The sequence below is a fragment of the Rossellomorea marisflavi genome (genome assembly GCF_001274775.1).
In the GTDB taxonomy this organism is placed as follows: domain Bacteria; phylum Bacillota; class Bacilli; order Bacillales; family Bacillaceae_B; genus Rossellomorea; species Rossellomorea marisflavi.
The window spans coordinates 325195-341631 of record NZ_LGUE01000004.1 but is presented as its reverse complement, the minus strand read 5'-3'; the positions used below and the strand labels follow the sequence as shown (position 1 = coordinate 341631).

Genomic DNA, 16437 nt, shown 5'->3' with positions numbered 1-16437 from the left:
GATTTGGGACAGTCAGGCTGTTGAGCTCTCCAGGGATTCTTCGATATCGATATTCCGCGTGTCCTTCATGAGCATCGTCACGCACCCGATGGCCGTGATCCATAGCCCGCAGAACAGGAAGACCCATGATACGCCCACAAGATCCGTGAGCCAGCCCATCAATAGGGAGGACACCGGAATCAAGAGGACGGAGGCGCTGGTCAGGATCCCGTTCACCCGTCCGCGGAGATTCTCCGGGACGATGACCGCCATGATCGTCTGCAGCATGATATTAGCTGTTGTGACGAAGAACATAGCGAATCCGTAAAGGATGAAGGCGATAGTCATGGTGTGGATCAGGGCCATGGCAGCCAGGAGGGCCCCAGAGAAGATAAAGCCTGCCGCCATGAGGAGGGAAGGCCGGACCTTTTTCTGGATGTACCCGATGATGATCCCGGCAATGACGCCGCCGACAAGTCCTGCCGAATTCAGGAAGCCGAAGTCCTTCGCATCTCCCCCGTACTGACTGCTCGTGAGCACGACGAGGAGCGGACCGAATGAAGCGATGTTGATGACGATACAAAGGAGGGCAATTTTCTTCAGGACCGGGTGGTCTTTGATCGCCTCCACTCCCTGGCGCATCTGGGTGCGCATGGACGGTCGCTCTTCTTGCACAGCTTCCGTATCAAATGGCTTCAGCACCCGGATGAATGTCAATGCCAAGGCAGAGAACAAGAAGGCGACCGAGTTGATGAGTATACTTCCGGCCAGTGAGAACAAGGTGATCAGGAACCCTGAGGACGCATTGCCGGCCAGGGAAGACAGCTGGCTGGTGGAGGATTTCATGCCGTATAGGGATGCCACTTTATCTTTACTTACGATATTTGGGACGACCTTGTTTTCTGCTGGATTCGTGATGCTGTAGGCAAGGTAAAGCAGGAAGACGACGGCATAGATGATGAAGACAAGAGTGAGTCCCTCTACATATAGGGAGGAGACGAACAGAATCCCCAAGAGTATGCTCGCGGAAAGAAGCGCAAGCCGCAATAGTTTCACAGGATCAAAACGATCGACGAGAACGCCTGCGAGGGGGCTTGCCACCACCATGGCAATCATACTCAAAGCCGCTATGACGGACGCCCCGAAGGCAGAGCCCGTTTCCGAATAGATGAACCACATCATGGCAAGATTGAACACCGTGCTGCCATAGGTGGATGTGACGTCGCTGATGAGCATGAGAACGATGTTCCGTTTGGTAGGGGAAGCCTTCAATGGAAATACCTCCAGATTATGGTTTTTAAGTTTGATAAAATCGTACCACTATTTTCTAAGGAATGGAACTGAAAATTTGAATTTAATTAAAATTTTTATGAGTAAGGGAGATTCAGAGTGTGATATAATGAGTATCATTAAAGTTGGAGGTGTCGCGTGATGGGGCAGATAGGAAAGCGGATTCGGCAGATCCGGAAGCAAAAAGGGAAAACACTGGCTGATGTGGCCGGCGATAAGCTTTCGGTGAGCATGTTGAGCCTGATTGAAAATGGGAAATCCAACCCCACCATGGACAACCTCCGGCATATTGCCCGGATGCTTGAAGTGGGCGTCAGTGAATTGATCGGGGAGAGTGAAGGGGAAACGAAGGAGCTTTGGAGACAGGTCGAGGAGTATTTATCGGAAAAAGGATTCACCGATCCTGACCGGGTGTACGGCCTGATCCATCCTCATCTCGAGGAAATTGCCCACACGTACCACGGTGCGGAGGTCTTTAAGATGTATGCCTATCTATTGGCCCTGAAGGGGGATCAGGCAGGCGCCACTCAATATATTGAGAAAGCCGAAGGGGTCTTTCTCAACCTGGGGCACAGGCAAAAAGCGACGGAGACCCGTCGGGATCTTTCCATGTTCCATTTTCTGAACGGTCAGTATGAAGAAGCACTGGAGACCATCCTGGAGCTCAAAAGGTTGATGGAAACAGAGCCTGAGATGACAGAGACCCCCGCACTTAAGATCAAAGTGTTTTACAACATCGGTGGGATTCACCTGGCTCTCGGTAACCGGGAAGCAGGCAGGGAATTTCTATATGAAGCAGCACAGGAGAGTGCCCGGACGCGGGATATGACACGGGACCATGAAATCCTTTCAAACGGTGGATATCTTGCCCTGATTCAAGGCGACATGGAGAGGTACCGCTACTACCATGATCGTCTGGCGCTGCTCATCCAGATGACGGATGCAGAAGAAGTCCGGTTTGCCTATTACTTTTTAAAGATGCTGCACGCCTATCTAATAAAAGGAAATCCAGAAGAAATCATTGGCCTTCATGCCCTTTATGAGGAGAACCCCGTTAAAGACAAGGCGATGAAGCTTGTGATGGATAGTTATATGAATCTGTATCTGGGCATCGCTTATTTCCATCTCGGTGAGCATGGCAAGGCATTGGGGTATCTATCTCAAGTCCACGTACAGAATCCCATGGCCCGGCACCCATATGATGTCGCCACCAAAGCAGAAGCGTATGCCTACACTGCTCTGATCCGTCTTCGTAAAGGAGAACCTGAAGAAGCCAGGAAAGAAGCGATTGCTGGAAGAGAGGCCGTTCTTCCACTTGTTGACCATCCTTCAAGGGACTTTGTCCTTTCCGTATACGAAGAAGTCATGATTCAAACCGGTGCCATGAAGGAGCCACAAGGTTCCCTTCATGCAAAATGGAAAGAGCAGCTATAAGAAAAAGGAACGGGAGTCACGCTTCCCGTTCCTTTTCTTATGCCGCTTTCCCGCGCTTAGGATTCTCTTTGGATACGAATAACAGTTTCTGCACCCAATCCCACCTAAAGATCCAATAGCCGATCAGGCTGCCGCTGACGTTCAGGATGATGTCATCCACATCGAAGCTTCCCGTTTTGGTGATGAGCTGGGTCGATTCTACACCCAGGATCATGATGGTCATGGTGAGGATCAACGCTTTGACACTGCGCATCCTACGGAAAAGGAGTGGCAGGTAAAGACCCATTGGAAGGAAAGCAATGAGATTCCCTCCCAGGTTCGTGATCGGGATGTTGAGGGGAAGAGACCCCGTGAAGAGAGCCTGCACATAGCTCCAGATCGTACGGAACGGTATGAAGTTCGAGCTGAAGCGGATGTACTGGGCGTACGTGATCTCACTTGCCCCGAATGTCCTTTGATCAAGGAAAAGCAGGTTCACGCAGACAGCGATGTAGACAATAAAGCTTAGGATGATAATCGATTTGATGATGCGTTTCATGGTAAGTACCTCCGAATAGATCCTCGCCTATTATACCAATTATTAGTAGTATTGGGAGGTTTATTTCTCCCGGACCGGGTCGGAGGTGATGAGTCCAACAGGAATTTCGGTACTTCCGCCTGGTGCAAACGGGACTTCATTGAGATTGATTGATTCATAGATGACGTCTGCCCCTCCAGCTCCTTCAAACGACCTGGAAACGATCATGCCTTTGACCGTACCACCTCCAAGTACTTGAAATGTCGAATTCGGAGCGTAGATGAGGGTGGAATACGCACGCGCACCACCGGTGATGGTCACATTCTTTCCTCCTGTGAAAATGTGACCCTGAAATCCGCCGCTTCCGTTCATTTCGATATCTGCATTTTCTGCATAGAGGGAACCGAAGATCTTCTGATTGCCTCCCAGTTTGACGTTGGATGATGCGGTGGATTTGGCCAGGTAGATGTTCAGGCGCTTGATGTCGCCATCATTATTCACCGTGCTCCCGGATCCCATGCTGATCTCGTTCTTGACGTAGATCGTGAGTTTGCCTGTCCCTTTCAGGATGATATGTCCGTTTTGGACGTTGAGGTGATCCACCACGATGGCTTTGTCCGTACTTCCGACATTGATATAAAGGGTATAATTGGAGCCCATTTTGATTTCTTTGAAGGCAATATTGCTGTTGAGCTTGAGCTCATAATCAGCTGCAAGATAGTTATCCACCTGCAGGACCCCATTGTTGATGACGTTATATTTATTGTATTCATTTCCCACTGTCACATTAGGGTGGAGCGGGTAGCTTGGGTAAGAAGGAAAAGGAGGTAGCTGAAACTGTGCCTGTTCCTTGAATGGTTGAGGTTGCGGGACCTTCATATAATCAGGTTTGTAGATGGCTATATTCTCCGATCCTTTCGGTACATAGATATTCCCGTCGATCCCGGCACCGCCTTCGAATCGAATCGTGCTTGCGGCCTTGGAATTCGTCCCCATATTACCTTTGATGTGGGCTCCACCGGAAAGGGAAATGGTTGTATCGGTGTATACGGCCAGGTCTTTGTTGAGGGGAAGCCCGCCCTTCATCTCCCAGCTGATCGTAAACGTCTTCTCCAGCTGCTTGGAACGTTTTCCGATGGTACCGACAGAGGTGATCTTATATTGACGCGGGTTTTCACCTGATACCTTGGCGATGGTCACTTTGGCTGAAGGCTTCTCTCCGAATGAAGAGGCAAAATCAGTGAGAGTCGACGTCTTCACGATTTGGGACTCCAGGTTGGTGTAGAATCCGGCTGCGGTCGTTTGAAGTGGGTAAAGCTTGCGTGCCGCATCCTCAGCAGCTTTCATTTGCTTGGTGATGCCGGCTTCAGCGATGTAATAGGCGGATTGATTGTCCCGTTCGGATGAAGTGGTCTTTGTATTATTGATGACGATGCTCATCACACCCATCCCGAGCACTGTCAGGACGGTCATGAGAAGGAGGACCATCAGAAGGGACATGCCCCGTTCATTCGTGAGGTGTTTTTTAAACATGACTGATCACTTCCTTATGTACAGTGTCGTGGATAATGAGGATGCTTTTTGGTTTCCGTTTGCCTTGCTCTTGATGGTAAGGGTGATGTTCCCGTCTTTTTGGACAGCGGAGAAGGAGGCGATATTCTCTCCAATTGTTTTGGACCCTTTTTGCAGGGTGCTACCTTTAAGCTCGATCTTGCCTGTATCCGTCTGGATGGTGTTGTTGGTAACAGAGATAGAAGTGGCGGAACGGATTTCTTTCGTCAGGATGTTCATGGCAAGCCTGACATCTGCTTCGTGGGAGACCTGTTCCGTTTGATTGACGAACTGCTTTTGTCCAAAAATCTGGACGTTGGCGATCAGCACCATGACGATGGACAGGACGACCATGGCCCCCAGGACTTCGATCAGGGTGACGCCGCGTTCATTATGGATCAGCTTCTTCATGGTGTTTTCCCCCAGCGGTTGATCGTCTCCATCTGAGCGAGGAGCTTGCTCTTCCCGGAATTCGGGTACACTTTGACCAGGACGCTGGATAGCCCGTCCACCGGTGCTTTGATGGAGATTTCGATATAGGCATCTGACGTTTCTTTTTTATAGTAGTAGCGCTCTGTGTCTTTTCTTAGGTAGGTGATGTTCTTCAATGAGCCGATCGAGGTTTCATTCAGCGTGGTCATCTGTTGATGGAGCTCTTCCATCGTCGTCTGGGCGACGTAGGTGGCATCCAGCATATCCTCCGACACTTTCGTCGAAGTCATGGAGTGGCCGAACAGGGGCACGAATACCGCCAGGATGACGCTTAAGATGACCAGTGACGCAAGAATTTCAACAAGGGTGACACCGCGGGCGTTCCGCGTATATTGAAGGATCCATTTCATGGTTCGACCATCCTTTGTTTCCGTATTTTTCTATTCATATAGTACCATAGACCGTCAGACTTTTGGGTTATTTTTGACGCGTGGGGACGGTTCCGGTGCGCCATTTATTTTTAGATGGACCGTCCATAGGATTTGAGCCTGCGAATTGAAACATGATAGACTGATAGGGATAAGGACGTGAGAAAATATGTCAGGTACTGAAGCAGCGAAGCCTTTCCTTAGTACCTGCCTGTAGGGGACAGACCTTGAGACCCCGTGCAGGCGGGTTCCATTCAAGGGAGGTCTTCAATCATGAAGAATCGAAACCGTGCCACTACACGGCACCAGCGTCGTCGCGTCATACAACAAAAATTGTACGTCGTCCGCAATGTATGGGGAAGAGATGAGAAGGAATCCATCCTCCATCCGTTCATCGTTCACCCGGGGAAACTGGCAAAGGGGAAACTGAACTGTTCATGCAGGATGTGCAAATACGATAAGAACTACCAGATTCCAAAGTCCACCGTTGTGTCGAAGCTTGAGTTGATGCAACAGGAAGTGGATGAATACTGGTCGGGAATATAAAGAAAAGGGCCCTGATCCAGGGTCCCTTTCTTTATTAGTAGGAGGATGATGTTACATCGACTCTTCAATCACGTCTGATATAAATGTGTAGATATTGGGTGGGTATTCCGCAATCCGATGAACAACATATAAATACCATTCACTACCATAGGTGACGTAGACCTTGGTATTAACATCCTCATCATGTAACCTCCTTAATAAGTCTGGTCTGACTCCGTCCAACATTTCTACTTCAACCCGAGGGTTACGTAGTAGGTCTTTCTTTTTTAATTCAGTAAGGATGGTTTCATCGTGAGTGGCAACCGATATAGGGTGATCATGTTCAAGACAGGTGGTGACAAAATGGATATATCGATTATTCAACTCTGATGATCGCGGAATGTATTGTTCCTCTCCTTCTTGGTAGGCTCCTTTCACAAGTCGAATGTTACCGGATAAGGAGAGGATATCTTCGAGATCAATAGAGGTTCGATTTAAATGAACTTGTAGTGTAATGCCTACGTTAGAATGAGTTTTGGAAATTCTTTTATAAAGGGAGAGGATCCGATCTGTTTTTTGGGATTCTTCCATACTGATCATTAACGAAATACCGTTCTTAGCGGCTGCGCTTGCCAGTTCTTCAAGATGGATGAATGCAAGATCATCTGATACCATCATTCCGATATGGGATAGATCAAAAGAGACGGTCGCCTTCATTCCCAGCCTGCCCAAATCAGTAATCAGCCCTTTGAACTCCTCCTTGGATCTGACGCACTCTTCTTTAGTGATAGTATTTTCCCCGATGTATTCAAGGGATACTGCATGTCCTTGAGTATGGAATTCTTTTGCCCGAACGAGTCCGTCTTCACGGCGTTCCCCCGCTACAAATCTCTTAGCTCCCTTTGCAAGCAGAGGATATAATTCAGAAGAATTCTGTAGATAGGTTTTTAGATGTTGATCCCTAGCAATCGACTTTAGACTATTGGAAAAGCGCTTCTCGCTTGTATACATGAAAATCTTTCCTTCCATCTATTATATGAATCATGACTTATCAAAGATTTTTTGATATTGTCCTGGTGTCAATCCGATGAACTCTTTAAAAAAATGACTGAAATGACTCTGGTCGATAAAACCTGAATCAAGTGCTGCATCAATGGGTTTTAACCCTCTCTCAAGTCGTTTTTTGGCCTCATTGATTCGGATTGTTTGAAGGTAGCGATAAGGGGTTATCCCTAACGTTCGGGTAAACGAACGAAGTAAAGAATATTTATTCAATTTGACGATCTTCGCCAAATCATCCAGCTTGATACTCTCGGAGTAATGAGTTTTCAAATAGGTACAAAGATGCTCAACTGCTTGGGTGGGAGTTTTCTGCTCCTTCATCTGTTCATGAGGGAGAGAATACGCTTCAATCAGTTGCTCGAGAAGGAAGTAAAATGTTTCTTCCTTCTCGAGGTCACTCCGTTCGTCCATCACCATTTGATGGAGCTTGTGCAAAGTGGAAGAATGCTCACATTGATAAACGACAGGTGAAGTAAAAGAAGGGAGGAACTCTTGTCCAGTGATTTCTTCCGCTACTTTCTTCATAATGTCAGCATTTATATTGAGGCAGCGATAATCAAGTGTTTCATTGTTGATTGATTCACATGCATGAGTATCAAACGGGTTGAAAAAGATGACATCGCCTGTGCCGATGATGTAATCCTTATTTTTACATGTTAATTTTCTTTTCCCGTGCTCAATGAAACCGATCACGTAATATTCATGGAAATGGTTCGGGAACTTTTGCATGATCCCTTCAAAACGATAGGCTTCAACTTGCAGGGTATGATCGAATCGGACCGTCCTCTCTTCCTGATTCATGGAGCACACCTCCTCTATTTCATGTTGAAGCTAAGTGTACCATGATAAGGAGGTGATCATCTTGTAATATATTGACTTGCAGAATGTGGCATTTTGTATGTGCCATCTAATACAGATTGGATGGAAATGGACCACCTAATCTTGGTCCCGACACTTTGGAAAGGTGTACGTGTTGTATTCACCCGTGTCAGAGGACAAAACCTATGCAGGGGAAGAAAAGCGGGCCATCAGACTCGGATTCCCATACGGCCACACCGACCGGGTGGTAATCAAGACCAGGAGCGAAACCTATCTGCTTTATACAAGCAATGGTGGCATGAAAGATAAGATCGAAACGCTCATGAAACAGGCCCCTGTATAAAAAATACATGCAGATTCTAGTAATATTTATCCATATCCCCCTTCGTTTTCTGGTAAACTAGTTCGGGTAGGGAAATGTTTGTGCGTAATTGTAAGAATAATAGAAAAGTTCCGAGGGGGAAATGTGGTGAAGATCACGATTATGAGTGAGGTGTTCCACCAGGCGTTGGGAGATGTGGTGAGGGCGGTTTCGACGAGAACGCCGATGCCGGTACTGACGGGTGTGCATCTTGTAGCGACGGATGAAGGGCTAACGCTTGTCGGCAGCGATTCCGACCTGATTATCACGAGGGAGCTGCCTGCTGAAGCGGGGAGGCTCGACGTTGAGCAGCCGGGAGCGATTGTCCTTCCTGCCAGGTATTTGGCTGAGATCGTCAAGAAGCTCTCGGGTCCGATCCACCTCCAGTTGATCGACGACACGACGGCCGATATCCGGTGCGGGGAGATCAAGACGAAGCTGAAGGGCTCCCCTTCCGATGACTATCCGAAGCTTCCCGTCATGGAAGAGAGCGAAACGCTTCAGCTTGATGCCTCGCGGTGGATGGAAATGCTGAAGCAGACCGTATTTGCCGTTTCGAAAAGTGAAGCAAAACCGGTCCTGACCGGTGTACATATTTCCATGGGGGAGGGGCGGCTGAAATCGGTAGCCACCGATTCACATCGCCTCGCCTACCGTGAAACGATGATCGATCAACATATCGACCGGTCATGCATCGTCCCGTATCAGGCGATCGGGGAGCTCATCAAGCTGTGGGACGGCAAGACAGACGCAGTGGAGGTGGCCATGAACGAGCATCATATCCACTGCCGCCTCGGTGAAACCAGCCTCTATTCCCGCCTGATCGATGGGAAGTATCCCAACGTATCGGGTCTCATTCCGGAAGGCAGTGAGACGCTCGTGAAGATGGAGACGAAGCAGCTGTTGAAAGGCGTCGACCGTGCGTGCCTGTTTGCCGGGGAATGGAAGAACCATAATGTATACATCACCATTCACGACGGAAGGATGAAGCTTTCTTCTGCCGCCACACAGCTTGGGAATATCGAAGAATCCCAAAGGATCATGGAGATCGAAGGCACAGAGGAAATGAAGATGACCCTCGACGGGAAGTATTTGATGGAAGCGCTGAGATCGGTGAAGGAAGAGACCGTGACCCTGCAATTCGGGGGCATCATGAAGCCCGTGGTGATTCGCCCTGAAGGCAATGCCACCCACCTTCAGCTTATTTCACCGGTCAGGGCCTACTAGGATGGAGACAACATGAACATCGTGCAACATACAATCGCAGTCGTCAATGTTACCCTCATTCAGGGGGATCAGGTGTTTCTGATCCAAGAAAATAAGCCAGGGGTCAGGGGCAAGTGGAATTTCCCCGGAGGCCGGATCGAAGCAGGGGAAGATATTGCCGACGCTGCCTGGAGGGAAGTGAAGGAAGAGACGGGTTACTCCGTCCGGCTCACTTCCACGACAGGCGTCTATCCATTCATCAGTGATACAGGCAGCCGCATCGTCCTGTTCCATTTCAACGGCGTGGTGACCGGGGGAAGCTTCCGCCCGGCAGAAGGGGAGGTCCAGGACGGGAAATGGGTGACCCTTGCAGAGCTCGAGACGATGGACGATGCAGATCTCAGGGAACCCTCAATCCTGCGGAACATCATCGACCACATGAAGAATGACGAGCTTTACCCGGTGGATCTCTATGCAGGATTGAAGCCGGAAGTGAGCTGAGGAGGCAGCGGGATGAGTGATCCATTTCATGGGCTGAGGTCCCATATGAAAACAATGAAGAGTACGATGAAAGCATCAGGTGCAGCCCTTGTGGTCATGAAGGATAACCGGGTCGTCGAGGAATGGTACGACGGTTTCCATCATGACCGGACAGGGGCGAGGAGCATCGATGCTTCTTCGCGTTTCAACGTCTATTCCGTCCGCGTGACCTATATCGCCCTTGCCGCCGCCATCTCCACGATCCCCTGAATGACTATCTGCCCGGAATCCCGGGTGAGGCAACCTTTCAACATCTGCTTACGAGGAGCACAGGATTGAAGTGGACGGACGGAAAGGCAGAAGCGGTGGCTCCGCCGGGCACCGTACTGGAAGGGAAACGGACTGATCTCGTGGCCGCCATCATACAGAAAGCAACGGGTCAAACCATCCGGGAGATCCTTCATGAACGGCTCATCGACCCCATGGGATGTGGTCCCATACAGACTGGATGGGGGAAGCGGCAGAACATCTTGTCTGTGACGTGTCTTCCCTCGGATATCCGACGATCCGATTGGGTGCCGACGACGGGACGGACCGCAATCTATTTGTGAATGCGAGGGAACTCGCCGAATGGGGGGCCCTCCATGTGATGGGTGGCATGAAGGAGGGAAAACGGATCATCCCCGAAAACGTGATCCGGGAGGTAACCACCCCCGTCCATCGGTCCGGGCAACCGTCCTTTGGCTATTTTTGGTGGTTGAAAGAAGGACAGAGCCGTCACCCGCAAAACGAACTGGGCGAAACCCTGCCGGACGGCTCCTTCCAGATCTTCGGTGCCTCTGGCTGCGCGTGTCTCGTCATCCCGGAGTACCGGGCCGTTGCGGTTCGATTGTTTAATAGTTTGTATGAGGGATATGACTACCTGGCCGATATCCGGGGTTTTGGGGATGAAGTGATGAGAGGGTTGAGAAAGGGAGAGTGCTGATATGAGACTGGAAGAATTGGTGAAAAAGTTGAATCAGGAGTTTGAGGTCAAGGCATATGGGGCCGACCCCGCCTTTAAAAGATTCCTGCCCGCTGCGTATGAATCGGTTTCATTTGATTGGGAAGCGGCGTTTGAAGAAGAGTTTACTTCGTACTTTAACGGACTGATGATCCGTGGGGCCAGTGAAGTTGAGCAAGTGTTCCTCGCTGTATTTCCAACAGACCATGTGCTCGAGCGCTTCATCAAGGAAGGGAAACCGGGAGATCTTCTTTTCATGCACCATCCTCTCCTCATGGAATGCGGAGATCCGCAAGGGGAATGGAGGAGAGGGTTCGTCCCCATTCAGCCGGGCTTAATAGAACAGCTGAAAGAAAAGCAATTATCCGTTTATACATGTCATATCCCTTTGGACTATCACCCGTCGTTGGGAACAAGCGCTGCCATGGCAGCTGCACTGGGTATGACGGTTACAGACGGATTTCTTGCCAATGATCGTGGTGAGCATCTGATCCTTATCGGGGAAATAGAGGAAATAAATTCCCCGGAACTGAAGGAAACCCTTCAATCGGTTTTCTCCATTCCTTATGTAGACTGCGAAGGACCGAGCCTTGAGAAGATTCGTAAAATTGCCGTCGTAGCAGGCTGTGGAGACAAGGTGGAGTGGATGGAAGAAGCCGAGAAAAAAGGGGCCCAGGCATACATCACGGGAGAAATCCACTGCCATATCGACAGTGAGTACGGCCGTGAAAGATTCTCAAAGATGATGGCATACGCCTCTGGTACCGGGATGTCCCTCATCGGTGTTTCCCATGCTGCTTCTGAATACCTCGTGAAGAAAACATTGATGAAAGACTGGTTTGAACAAAATATGGGATTGAACACTACCCTGTTGCCGCAGGAGAAGTGGTGGCTTTGAGTAACAGAAAAGAGTCCTTGACGTATAAACTCAATGAATTATTGCTGAACACACGAGTACCTGGAATCGGTCTCGCCATATTGGACAACCAAACCACTTCCACTCTCTCCCTCGGCCAGGCTCAAAGAGGCAAAGGGAACGTAACGGAAGATACCCTTTTCCACGCCTGCTCGATTTCCAAATTCGCGACCTCCATGCTGGTACTGAAGCTATGCCACCAAGGATTGCTCTCACTGGATCATCCCGTTCAAGACTACCTGAGGTCCTGGTCGCTCAAGAGTGGTGATGGCCACGTCACCCTTCGCCACCTCCTCAGTCATCAAGGTGGCATCGAGGATCCGGAGGGGAGCTTTGGCATTCATCCAGGCCGCCCTGATATGGCGAAGATCCTTAATGGAGAAACGCCTGCATGCCCCGCACGCATCGAGGCAGTCAAGCCGCCAAACCAGGAGTTCACTTATTCTGATGCCGGCTATTGCATCGTTCAACAGGTGGTGGAAGACGTACTGGATACCCCGTTCGAGTCGGCAATCGACGAGCATCTCTTCCGTCCACTGGGAATGAAGCGAAGCATGTACGAGCCGACTTTTCCCATGACCTCTGGACACGAGCCCGATGGCTCCGTGATGAAGGACCGGATCCCCCATTATCCGTATGCAGCTGCTGCGGGCCTATGGAGCACGCCTTCCGACTTGATGAAACTCGTGAAGGAGCTCTTCCATTCTTTAAACGGAGAGGGGATCTTATTTTCCAAAGAGTATGCGATGGACATGGTTTCTCCGCAAGGGGCCGCATCCTGGGCCGGACTTGGCGTGTTCCTGGATGGAGGAGGAAGCTCCACCGAGATCTCTTCCCTCGGTTGGGGAGAAGGGTTTCAATCCATGATGGTCGCCGAGCCATTGGAGGGAAAAGCATGGGTCATCATGACCAACGGCAATACAGGCATCCATCAGATGAAGGGGCTGATCGGCGATGTGTACCGTCTTCTCACAACATAACGCGTGGAAAAGGAGGGAAAGCCAGTGAAAAAGGAATACTTTATCGGCATCGTACCCCCAGAAGAGTACCTGGAAAGGGTTCAACAGTTTCAGAACAGGTGGATGGGAAACGTAGGGGTGGAGCCCCACATCACCCTGAAAGCCCAAGGGGGACTATCGCCTGACCGGAAGTGGCTGGATGAAGTGAAGGGTGTGGCTTCACGCTTCCGCCCGTTTTCCCTGAGTCTTGGGGAACCGGCTTATTTCGGGGGGACCATCCTGTATCTTACTGTCCATTCCCCTGATCTCTTTGATCTTCATCGTGAGGTCGTCCAGGCTGTCTCTCCTTCACCAGAAGAGATCCGGCAGTACTTTGAACTGGAGGCATTCGTGCCGCATTTGACACTGGGAAAAGAGCTGTATCCTTCATCCATCCGGGACGGGGTGGGAAAAACGGATCTTGGTGTCATGGAACACCAGGCCAGAAGGGAACTCGTCCCGTACCCGCGTTTTGGTGTCACCTCCATTCGGGTGTACGAATTGAATACTGAGAAAAAGCAATACGAACCGCTCATCGACCTGCCATTACGCACAGTCTGATAAAAAAAGGAGAACAGTCATGGAAAAACTCTATCTGATTCACGGCTTCATGGGAACGGGGCAAGCTCATTTCTCCCACCAGATCGAAGCGTTCAAAGACGACTATGACGTCATTGCACTGGATCTTCCCGGGCACGGGAATTCAACCGTAGAGCTTCAAGGAGATTACATAGAAGGCGCCATCCGCTTTGTTGAACAACAGATTGAACAGCACGGAAAAGGCTATGTGGTCGGTTTGTCACTCGGGGCAACCCTGGCCATCCATCTCGCCCTCCGCACACCGGAACGGATGAAGGGGATCGTCCTCACCGGCTATTCACCATTCATCCCTGATGAGCTGAAAGGCATCATGGAAGAGCAGTACCGCCATTTCCTCAGCATTGAAGATCACGAGCCGGAAGTGGCAGCACATTTCAACAACCTGCACGGCGAAAAGTGGAAGAAGATCCGGAAGGTCGTCCTCGACCGGATGACCTACGACTATCCTTCTGTGAGCGCCGCTGACCTTGCCGCTCTGTCGGTACCGGCCCTCATCCTGAACGGAAGCATCGATCCCCACGAAGTCGATGCCGTCGCATTCATGAAGAAGGCCAACCCGGCCATCGAGGCGGGGCTCATCCCGGGTGGCAGCCATATTGCCAATATGGACTGTCCTAAAGTATATAATGAGATTTTGCGTGCATTTTTAGAGAAGAAACGGTAAAGGGGAAAGGGGATTCCAGATAGTTGGAATCCCTTTTCTTTTTAAATTGTTATGGATAGAACAGATATTGATAAGCCCTCCTTATGACCACTCATCCAAAAAACCATCTTTGCTTATCAGGAAAAATCTTCTATTCTTAAACTAGAATCATAGCCGGAGGAGTGGAAAGTATGAGAGCAGTTGTGGTGAAGGAATATGGAGATGTGACGGGAATGTACCTAGAAGAGGTGGACAGGCCGGTGCCTGGAGCGGGAGAAGTGCTCGTTCGGGTGGTGAAGACGAGCGTCAATTTTGCCGATATCAAAGCGCGCCGAGGAGGAAAGGGAAATAAACTTCCCTTCATTCCGGGGCTTGATGCTGCGGGCATAGTGGAAGAAATCGGAGAAGGCTGCAGGAGCGTATCCGTAGGTCAGCGGGTCATCTGTTTTCCGGATAACGGATCGTATGCGGAATATGTGATCGCACGAGAGGTCCTGGTGTTTCCCATTCCTGATGAGATGAACATGACCGTTGCAGCCGCAAGCCCCGTCGTCTCCTTTCTGAGCCATCGCCTGCTGACGGATGTGGCCCGTATGGAGAAGGGGGAATCCGTCCTGATCCATGCAGCGGCAGGTGGAGTCGGCACCACTGCGGCACGCCTGGCGAAGCAGTTCGGTGCGGGGCTCGTGATCGGGACGGTCGGAAGCGAGGAAAAAGCAGGAATCGCCCGTGAAGCAGGAGTGGACGAGGTCATCCTTTACAAGGAAGAAGACTTTGCCCAACGGGTGAACGACCTCACGAGTGGAAACGGAGTCGATATCGTCCTGGATTCCATATCAGGTGAGGTCACGGAGCGAAGCCTCACCTGTCTCGCCCCCTACGGAAGGCTCGTTCACTTCGGCAACGCTGGAGGACCTCCCGGTATGATCCGGTCGGTCGATCTCCACTCAAGCTGCCGCTCCATACTGGGATTCAGCCTCGGTACCACACGAAAAAAAAGACCGGAGACCCTGCAAGAAACCGCAGATGCCGTGATCCCCATGCTCGCATCAGGCCGATTGACCGTGGATGTGGGTCATGAGTTCAGTTTGAGCGGGATTCAAGAAGCGCATGTGCTCATGGAGAACAGGAAGAGTAATGGGAAAATCGTCATAAGTGTTGGAGAGGAACGGTGAACCTTCTAATCATTTTCCAATTTTATGGTTATGGGAGTCGTGGACAGGGAACATAACCTCCAAGGAACCTGACGGTGGTCCTATCCAAAAAGGAGGCGGTTCTCTTGAAGGAATTACTGACTTCGGAGTGGAGAATGAGTGCATTAGCAGTATTGATATTCTTTGGCAGTATCATCGGGAGCGTTATCGGCAGTTTATTTGTGGACGTCTTGTTTATCCCTTATATCCTGGGAACCTTGACGGTAGCCATCGTTTTGGTGGTCATCAATGTGGTCAAAGTTAAATCTCAATCAAATGGAGGGAGAGGGGAGAGTCCTAAAAATCAATGAGTGGCCTCTATCCTGTCATCCCTCCATCCGATTTCGATCGTTACATCCAGTTCGTTAGCGTAACGGATAAACGACTTGCACCTGAGGAACCTTTTGCAGTGCACTATGATACCAATAGTTATGGTCGGCACCGTGTACACAGAGGATCCGTTTCCCCTCATGAGCCTGAATGGCGTTCTTCACGCGCTGTAGCATGATGAAATGTCTTGCATTCCAGTTGATGTCCTCAACATCGGGACTCATACTGTGGAGCCATTCATATTTCTCCCGGGTGATCCGGTCATAATCCAGGGAGTTGACAGGAATGCTTCCCCTGTCCCACGTTTCCAGCTGTCGTGCCGTCCAACGGGAGAGTTCCGCGTCGAGCTCTTCTTTTTTATGCTGGGGAAACGAATCGAAGCGCCCTTTGAACACATCGAACTCGAACCAGTTCACCGGGATGAACTCGATTCCTTTTTCTTCACACAGGGGGAAGATCAGGGCGGGGTATTCAGGCTGCGTTTCTTCGTAGATTCCCCGTGGATCGCCCCCTTCCCTGTAAAGATTCCAGCTATCCGGATGTACCTCGCCGCAGAATGACATCGGGATTGAACTCGACGATCAGTTCCTCTGCAAGTGATAGGGGAAAATGATAGATTTTTTGCCACTCTTCATCATGGATCATTCCGAGTATCCCAACCGTAGTCATG

General features: G+C 50.1%; 22 protein-coding genes and 1 pseudogene. 14 read left to right on the top strand and 9 right to left on the bottom strand.

The window, feature by feature from the left end; all coding sequences use genetic code 11:
* Nucleotides 1-12: 12 nt before the first annotated feature.
* On the bottom strand, nt 13-1251 hold the full coding sequence (locus AF331_RS11730; protein WP_053428297.1) for an MFS transporter: 1239 nt from the start codon (nt 1249-1251) through the stop codon (nt 13-15).
* Between the two features lie 159 nt (nt 1252-1410).
* On the opposite strand from AF331_RS11730, the gene AF331_RS11725 reads away from it, so the two are divergent.
* A complete protein-coding gene (locus AF331_RS11725) occupies nt 1411-2703 on the top strand; it encodes a helix-turn-helix domain-containing protein (RefSeq protein WP_053428296.1) in 1293 nt (430 codons plus the stop codon).
* 37 nt (nt 2704-2740) lie between these two features.
* On the opposite strand, the gene AF331_RS11720 is transcribed toward AF331_RS11725, so the two are convergent.
* Genes AF331_RS11720 through AF331_RS11705 form a run of 4 tightly spaced genes read right to left on the bottom strand, consistent with a single transcriptional unit; the run spans nt 2741 to nt 5613 of the window.
* Nucleotides 2741-3241: a VanZ family protein gene (locus AF331_RS11720; RefSeq protein WP_053428295.1), complete on the bottom strand. Its 501-nt coding sequence runs from the start codon at nt 3239-3241 to the stop codon at nt 2741-2743.
* Nucleotides 3242-3301: 60 nt separating this feature from the next.
* Nucleotides 3302-4753, bottom strand: coding sequence for a DUF7305 domain-containing protein (locus AF331_RS11715; protein WP_053428294.1), 1452 nt, complete (start codon nt 4751-4753; stop codon nt 3302-3304).
* Nucleotides 4754-4759: 6 nt separating this feature from the next.
* Complete coding sequence (locus AF331_RS11710) at nt 4760-5182, bottom strand: PulJ/GspJ family protein (RefSeq protein WP_053428293.1); 423 nt, start codon at nt 5180-5182, stop codon at nt 4760-4762.
* A complete protein-coding gene (locus AF331_RS11705; protein WP_053428292.1) occupies nt 5179-5613 on the bottom strand; it encodes a type IV pilus modification PilV family protein in 435 nt (144 codons plus the stop codon). Before AF331_RS11705 ends, AF331_RS11710 begins: the two co-directional genes overlap by 4 nt.
* 291 nt (nt 5614-5904) lie before the next feature.
* Here AF331_RS11705 and AF331_RS11700 point away from each other — a divergent pair, with 291 nt between their 5' ends.
* Nucleotides 5905-6177 (top strand): hypothetical protein, encoded by a 273-nt coding sequence (locus tag AF331_RS11700; RefSeq protein WP_053428291.1) that lies wholly within the window; start codon nt 5905-5907, stop codon nt 6175-6177.
* Nucleotides 6178-6228: 51 nt separating this feature from the next.
* Here the strand turns inward: AF331_RS11700 and AF331_RS11695 are convergent, their stop codons facing one another.
* Both AF331_RS11695 and AF331_RS11690 read right to left on the bottom strand, forming a co-directional pair.
* The gene (locus AF331_RS11695; protein ID WP_053428290.1) at nt 6229-7167 is read right to left on the bottom strand and encodes a proline dehydrogenase family protein; all 939 of its coding nucleotides are present in this window, start codon (nt 7165-7167) and stop codon (nt 6229-6231) included.
* Nucleotides 7168-7197: 30 nt separating this feature from the next.
* Complete coding sequence (locus AF331_RS11690) at nt 7198-8019, bottom strand: AraC family transcriptional regulator (protein ID WP_053428289.1); 822 nt, start codon at nt 8017-8019, stop codon at nt 7198-7200.
* A gap of 193 nt (nt 8020-8212) precedes the next feature.
* On the opposite strand from AF331_RS11690, the pseudogene AF331_RS11685 reads away from it, so the two are divergent.
* The 12 genes and pseudogenes from AF331_RS11685 to AF331_RS11635 form a co-directional block, all read left to right on the top strand.
* Nucleotides 8213-8380, top strand: a pseudogene (locus tag AF331_RS11685) (SunI/YnzG family protein); the annotation flags it as partial.
* A 126-nt stretch (nt 8381-8506) separates the two neighbouring features.
* Nucleotides 8507-9625, top strand: coding sequence for a DNA polymerase III subunit beta (dnaN, locus tag AF331_RS11680; protein WP_053428288.1), 1119 nt, complete (start codon nt 8507-8509; stop codon nt 9623-9625).
* Between the two features lie 12 nt (nt 9626-9637).
* Nucleotides 9638-10105, top strand: coding sequence for an NUDIX hydrolase (locus AF331_RS11675; RefSeq protein ID WP_235576379.1), 468 nt, complete (start codon nt 9638-9640; stop codon nt 10103-10105).
* A gap of 12 nt (nt 10106-10117) precedes the next feature.
* Nucleotides 10118-10354, top strand: coding sequence for a serine hydrolase (locus tag AF331_RS11670; protein ID WP_053428287.1), 237 nt, complete (start codon nt 10118-10120; stop codon nt 10352-10354).
* A 65-nt stretch (nt 10355-10419) separates the two neighbouring features.
* Complete coding sequence (locus AF331_RS22170; RefSeq protein ID WP_152915618.1) at nt 10420-10695, top strand: hypothetical protein; 276 nt, start codon at nt 10420-10422, stop codon at nt 10693-10695.
* Nucleotides 10626-11069 (top strand): immunoglobulin domain-containing family protein, encoded by a 444-nt coding sequence (locus AF331_RS11665; protein ID WP_160316522.1) that lies wholly within the window; start codon nt 10626-10628, stop codon nt 11067-11069. The genes AF331_RS22170 and AF331_RS11665 overlap by 70 nt, the downstream gene beginning before the upstream one ends.
* 1 nt (nt 11070) lies before the next feature.
* Entirely contained in the window at nt 11071-11985 is a 915-nt protein-coding gene (locus AF331_RS11660) for a Nif3-like dinuclear metal center hexameric protein (RefSeq protein WP_053428285.1), read from the top strand.
* Nucleotides 11982-12983 (top strand): serine hydrolase domain-containing protein, encoded by a 1002-nt coding sequence (locus AF331_RS11655; protein ID WP_053428284.1) that lies wholly within the window; start codon nt 11982-11984, stop codon nt 12981-12983. The genes AF331_RS11660 and AF331_RS11655 overlap by 4 nt, the downstream gene beginning before the upstream one ends.
* Nucleotides 12984-13007: 24 nt before the next feature.
* Nucleotides 13008-13562 (top strand): 2'-5' RNA ligase family protein, encoded by a 555-nt coding sequence (locus AF331_RS11650; protein WP_053428283.1) that lies wholly within the window; start codon nt 13008-13010, stop codon nt 13560-13562.
* A gap of 19 nt (nt 13563-13581) precedes the next feature.
* Nucleotides 13582-14265, top strand: coding sequence for an alpha/beta fold hydrolase (locus AF331_RS11645; protein WP_053428282.1), 684 nt, complete (start codon nt 13582-13584; stop codon nt 14263-14265).
* Nucleotides 14266-14435: 170 nt separating this feature from the next.
* On the top strand, nt 14436-15419 hold the full coding sequence (locus AF331_RS11640) for a quinone oxidoreductase family protein (protein ID WP_053428281.1): 984 nt from the start codon (nt 14436-14438) through the stop codon (nt 15417-15419).
* Between the two features lie 104 nt (nt 15420-15523).
* A complete protein-coding gene (locus tag AF331_RS11635; RefSeq protein WP_053428280.1) occupies nt 15524-15748 on the top strand; it encodes a hypothetical protein in 225 nt (74 codons plus the stop codon).
* Between the two features lie 54 nt (nt 15749-15802).
* Here the strand turns inward: AF331_RS11635 and AF331_RS21870 are convergent, their stop codons facing one another.
* Both AF331_RS21870 and AF331_RS22890 read right to left on the bottom strand, forming a co-directional pair.
* Complete coding sequence (locus tag AF331_RS21870) at nt 15803-16330, bottom strand: hypothetical protein (RefSeq protein WP_235576378.1); 528 nt, start codon at nt 16328-16330, stop codon at nt 15803-15805.
* A complete protein-coding gene (locus tag AF331_RS22890; protein WP_235576377.1) occupies nt 16299-16436 on the bottom strand; it encodes a hypothetical protein in 138 nt (45 codons plus the stop codon). Before AF331_RS22890 ends, AF331_RS21870 begins: the two co-directional genes overlap by 32 nt.
* Nucleotide 16437 lies beyond the last annotated feature (1 nt).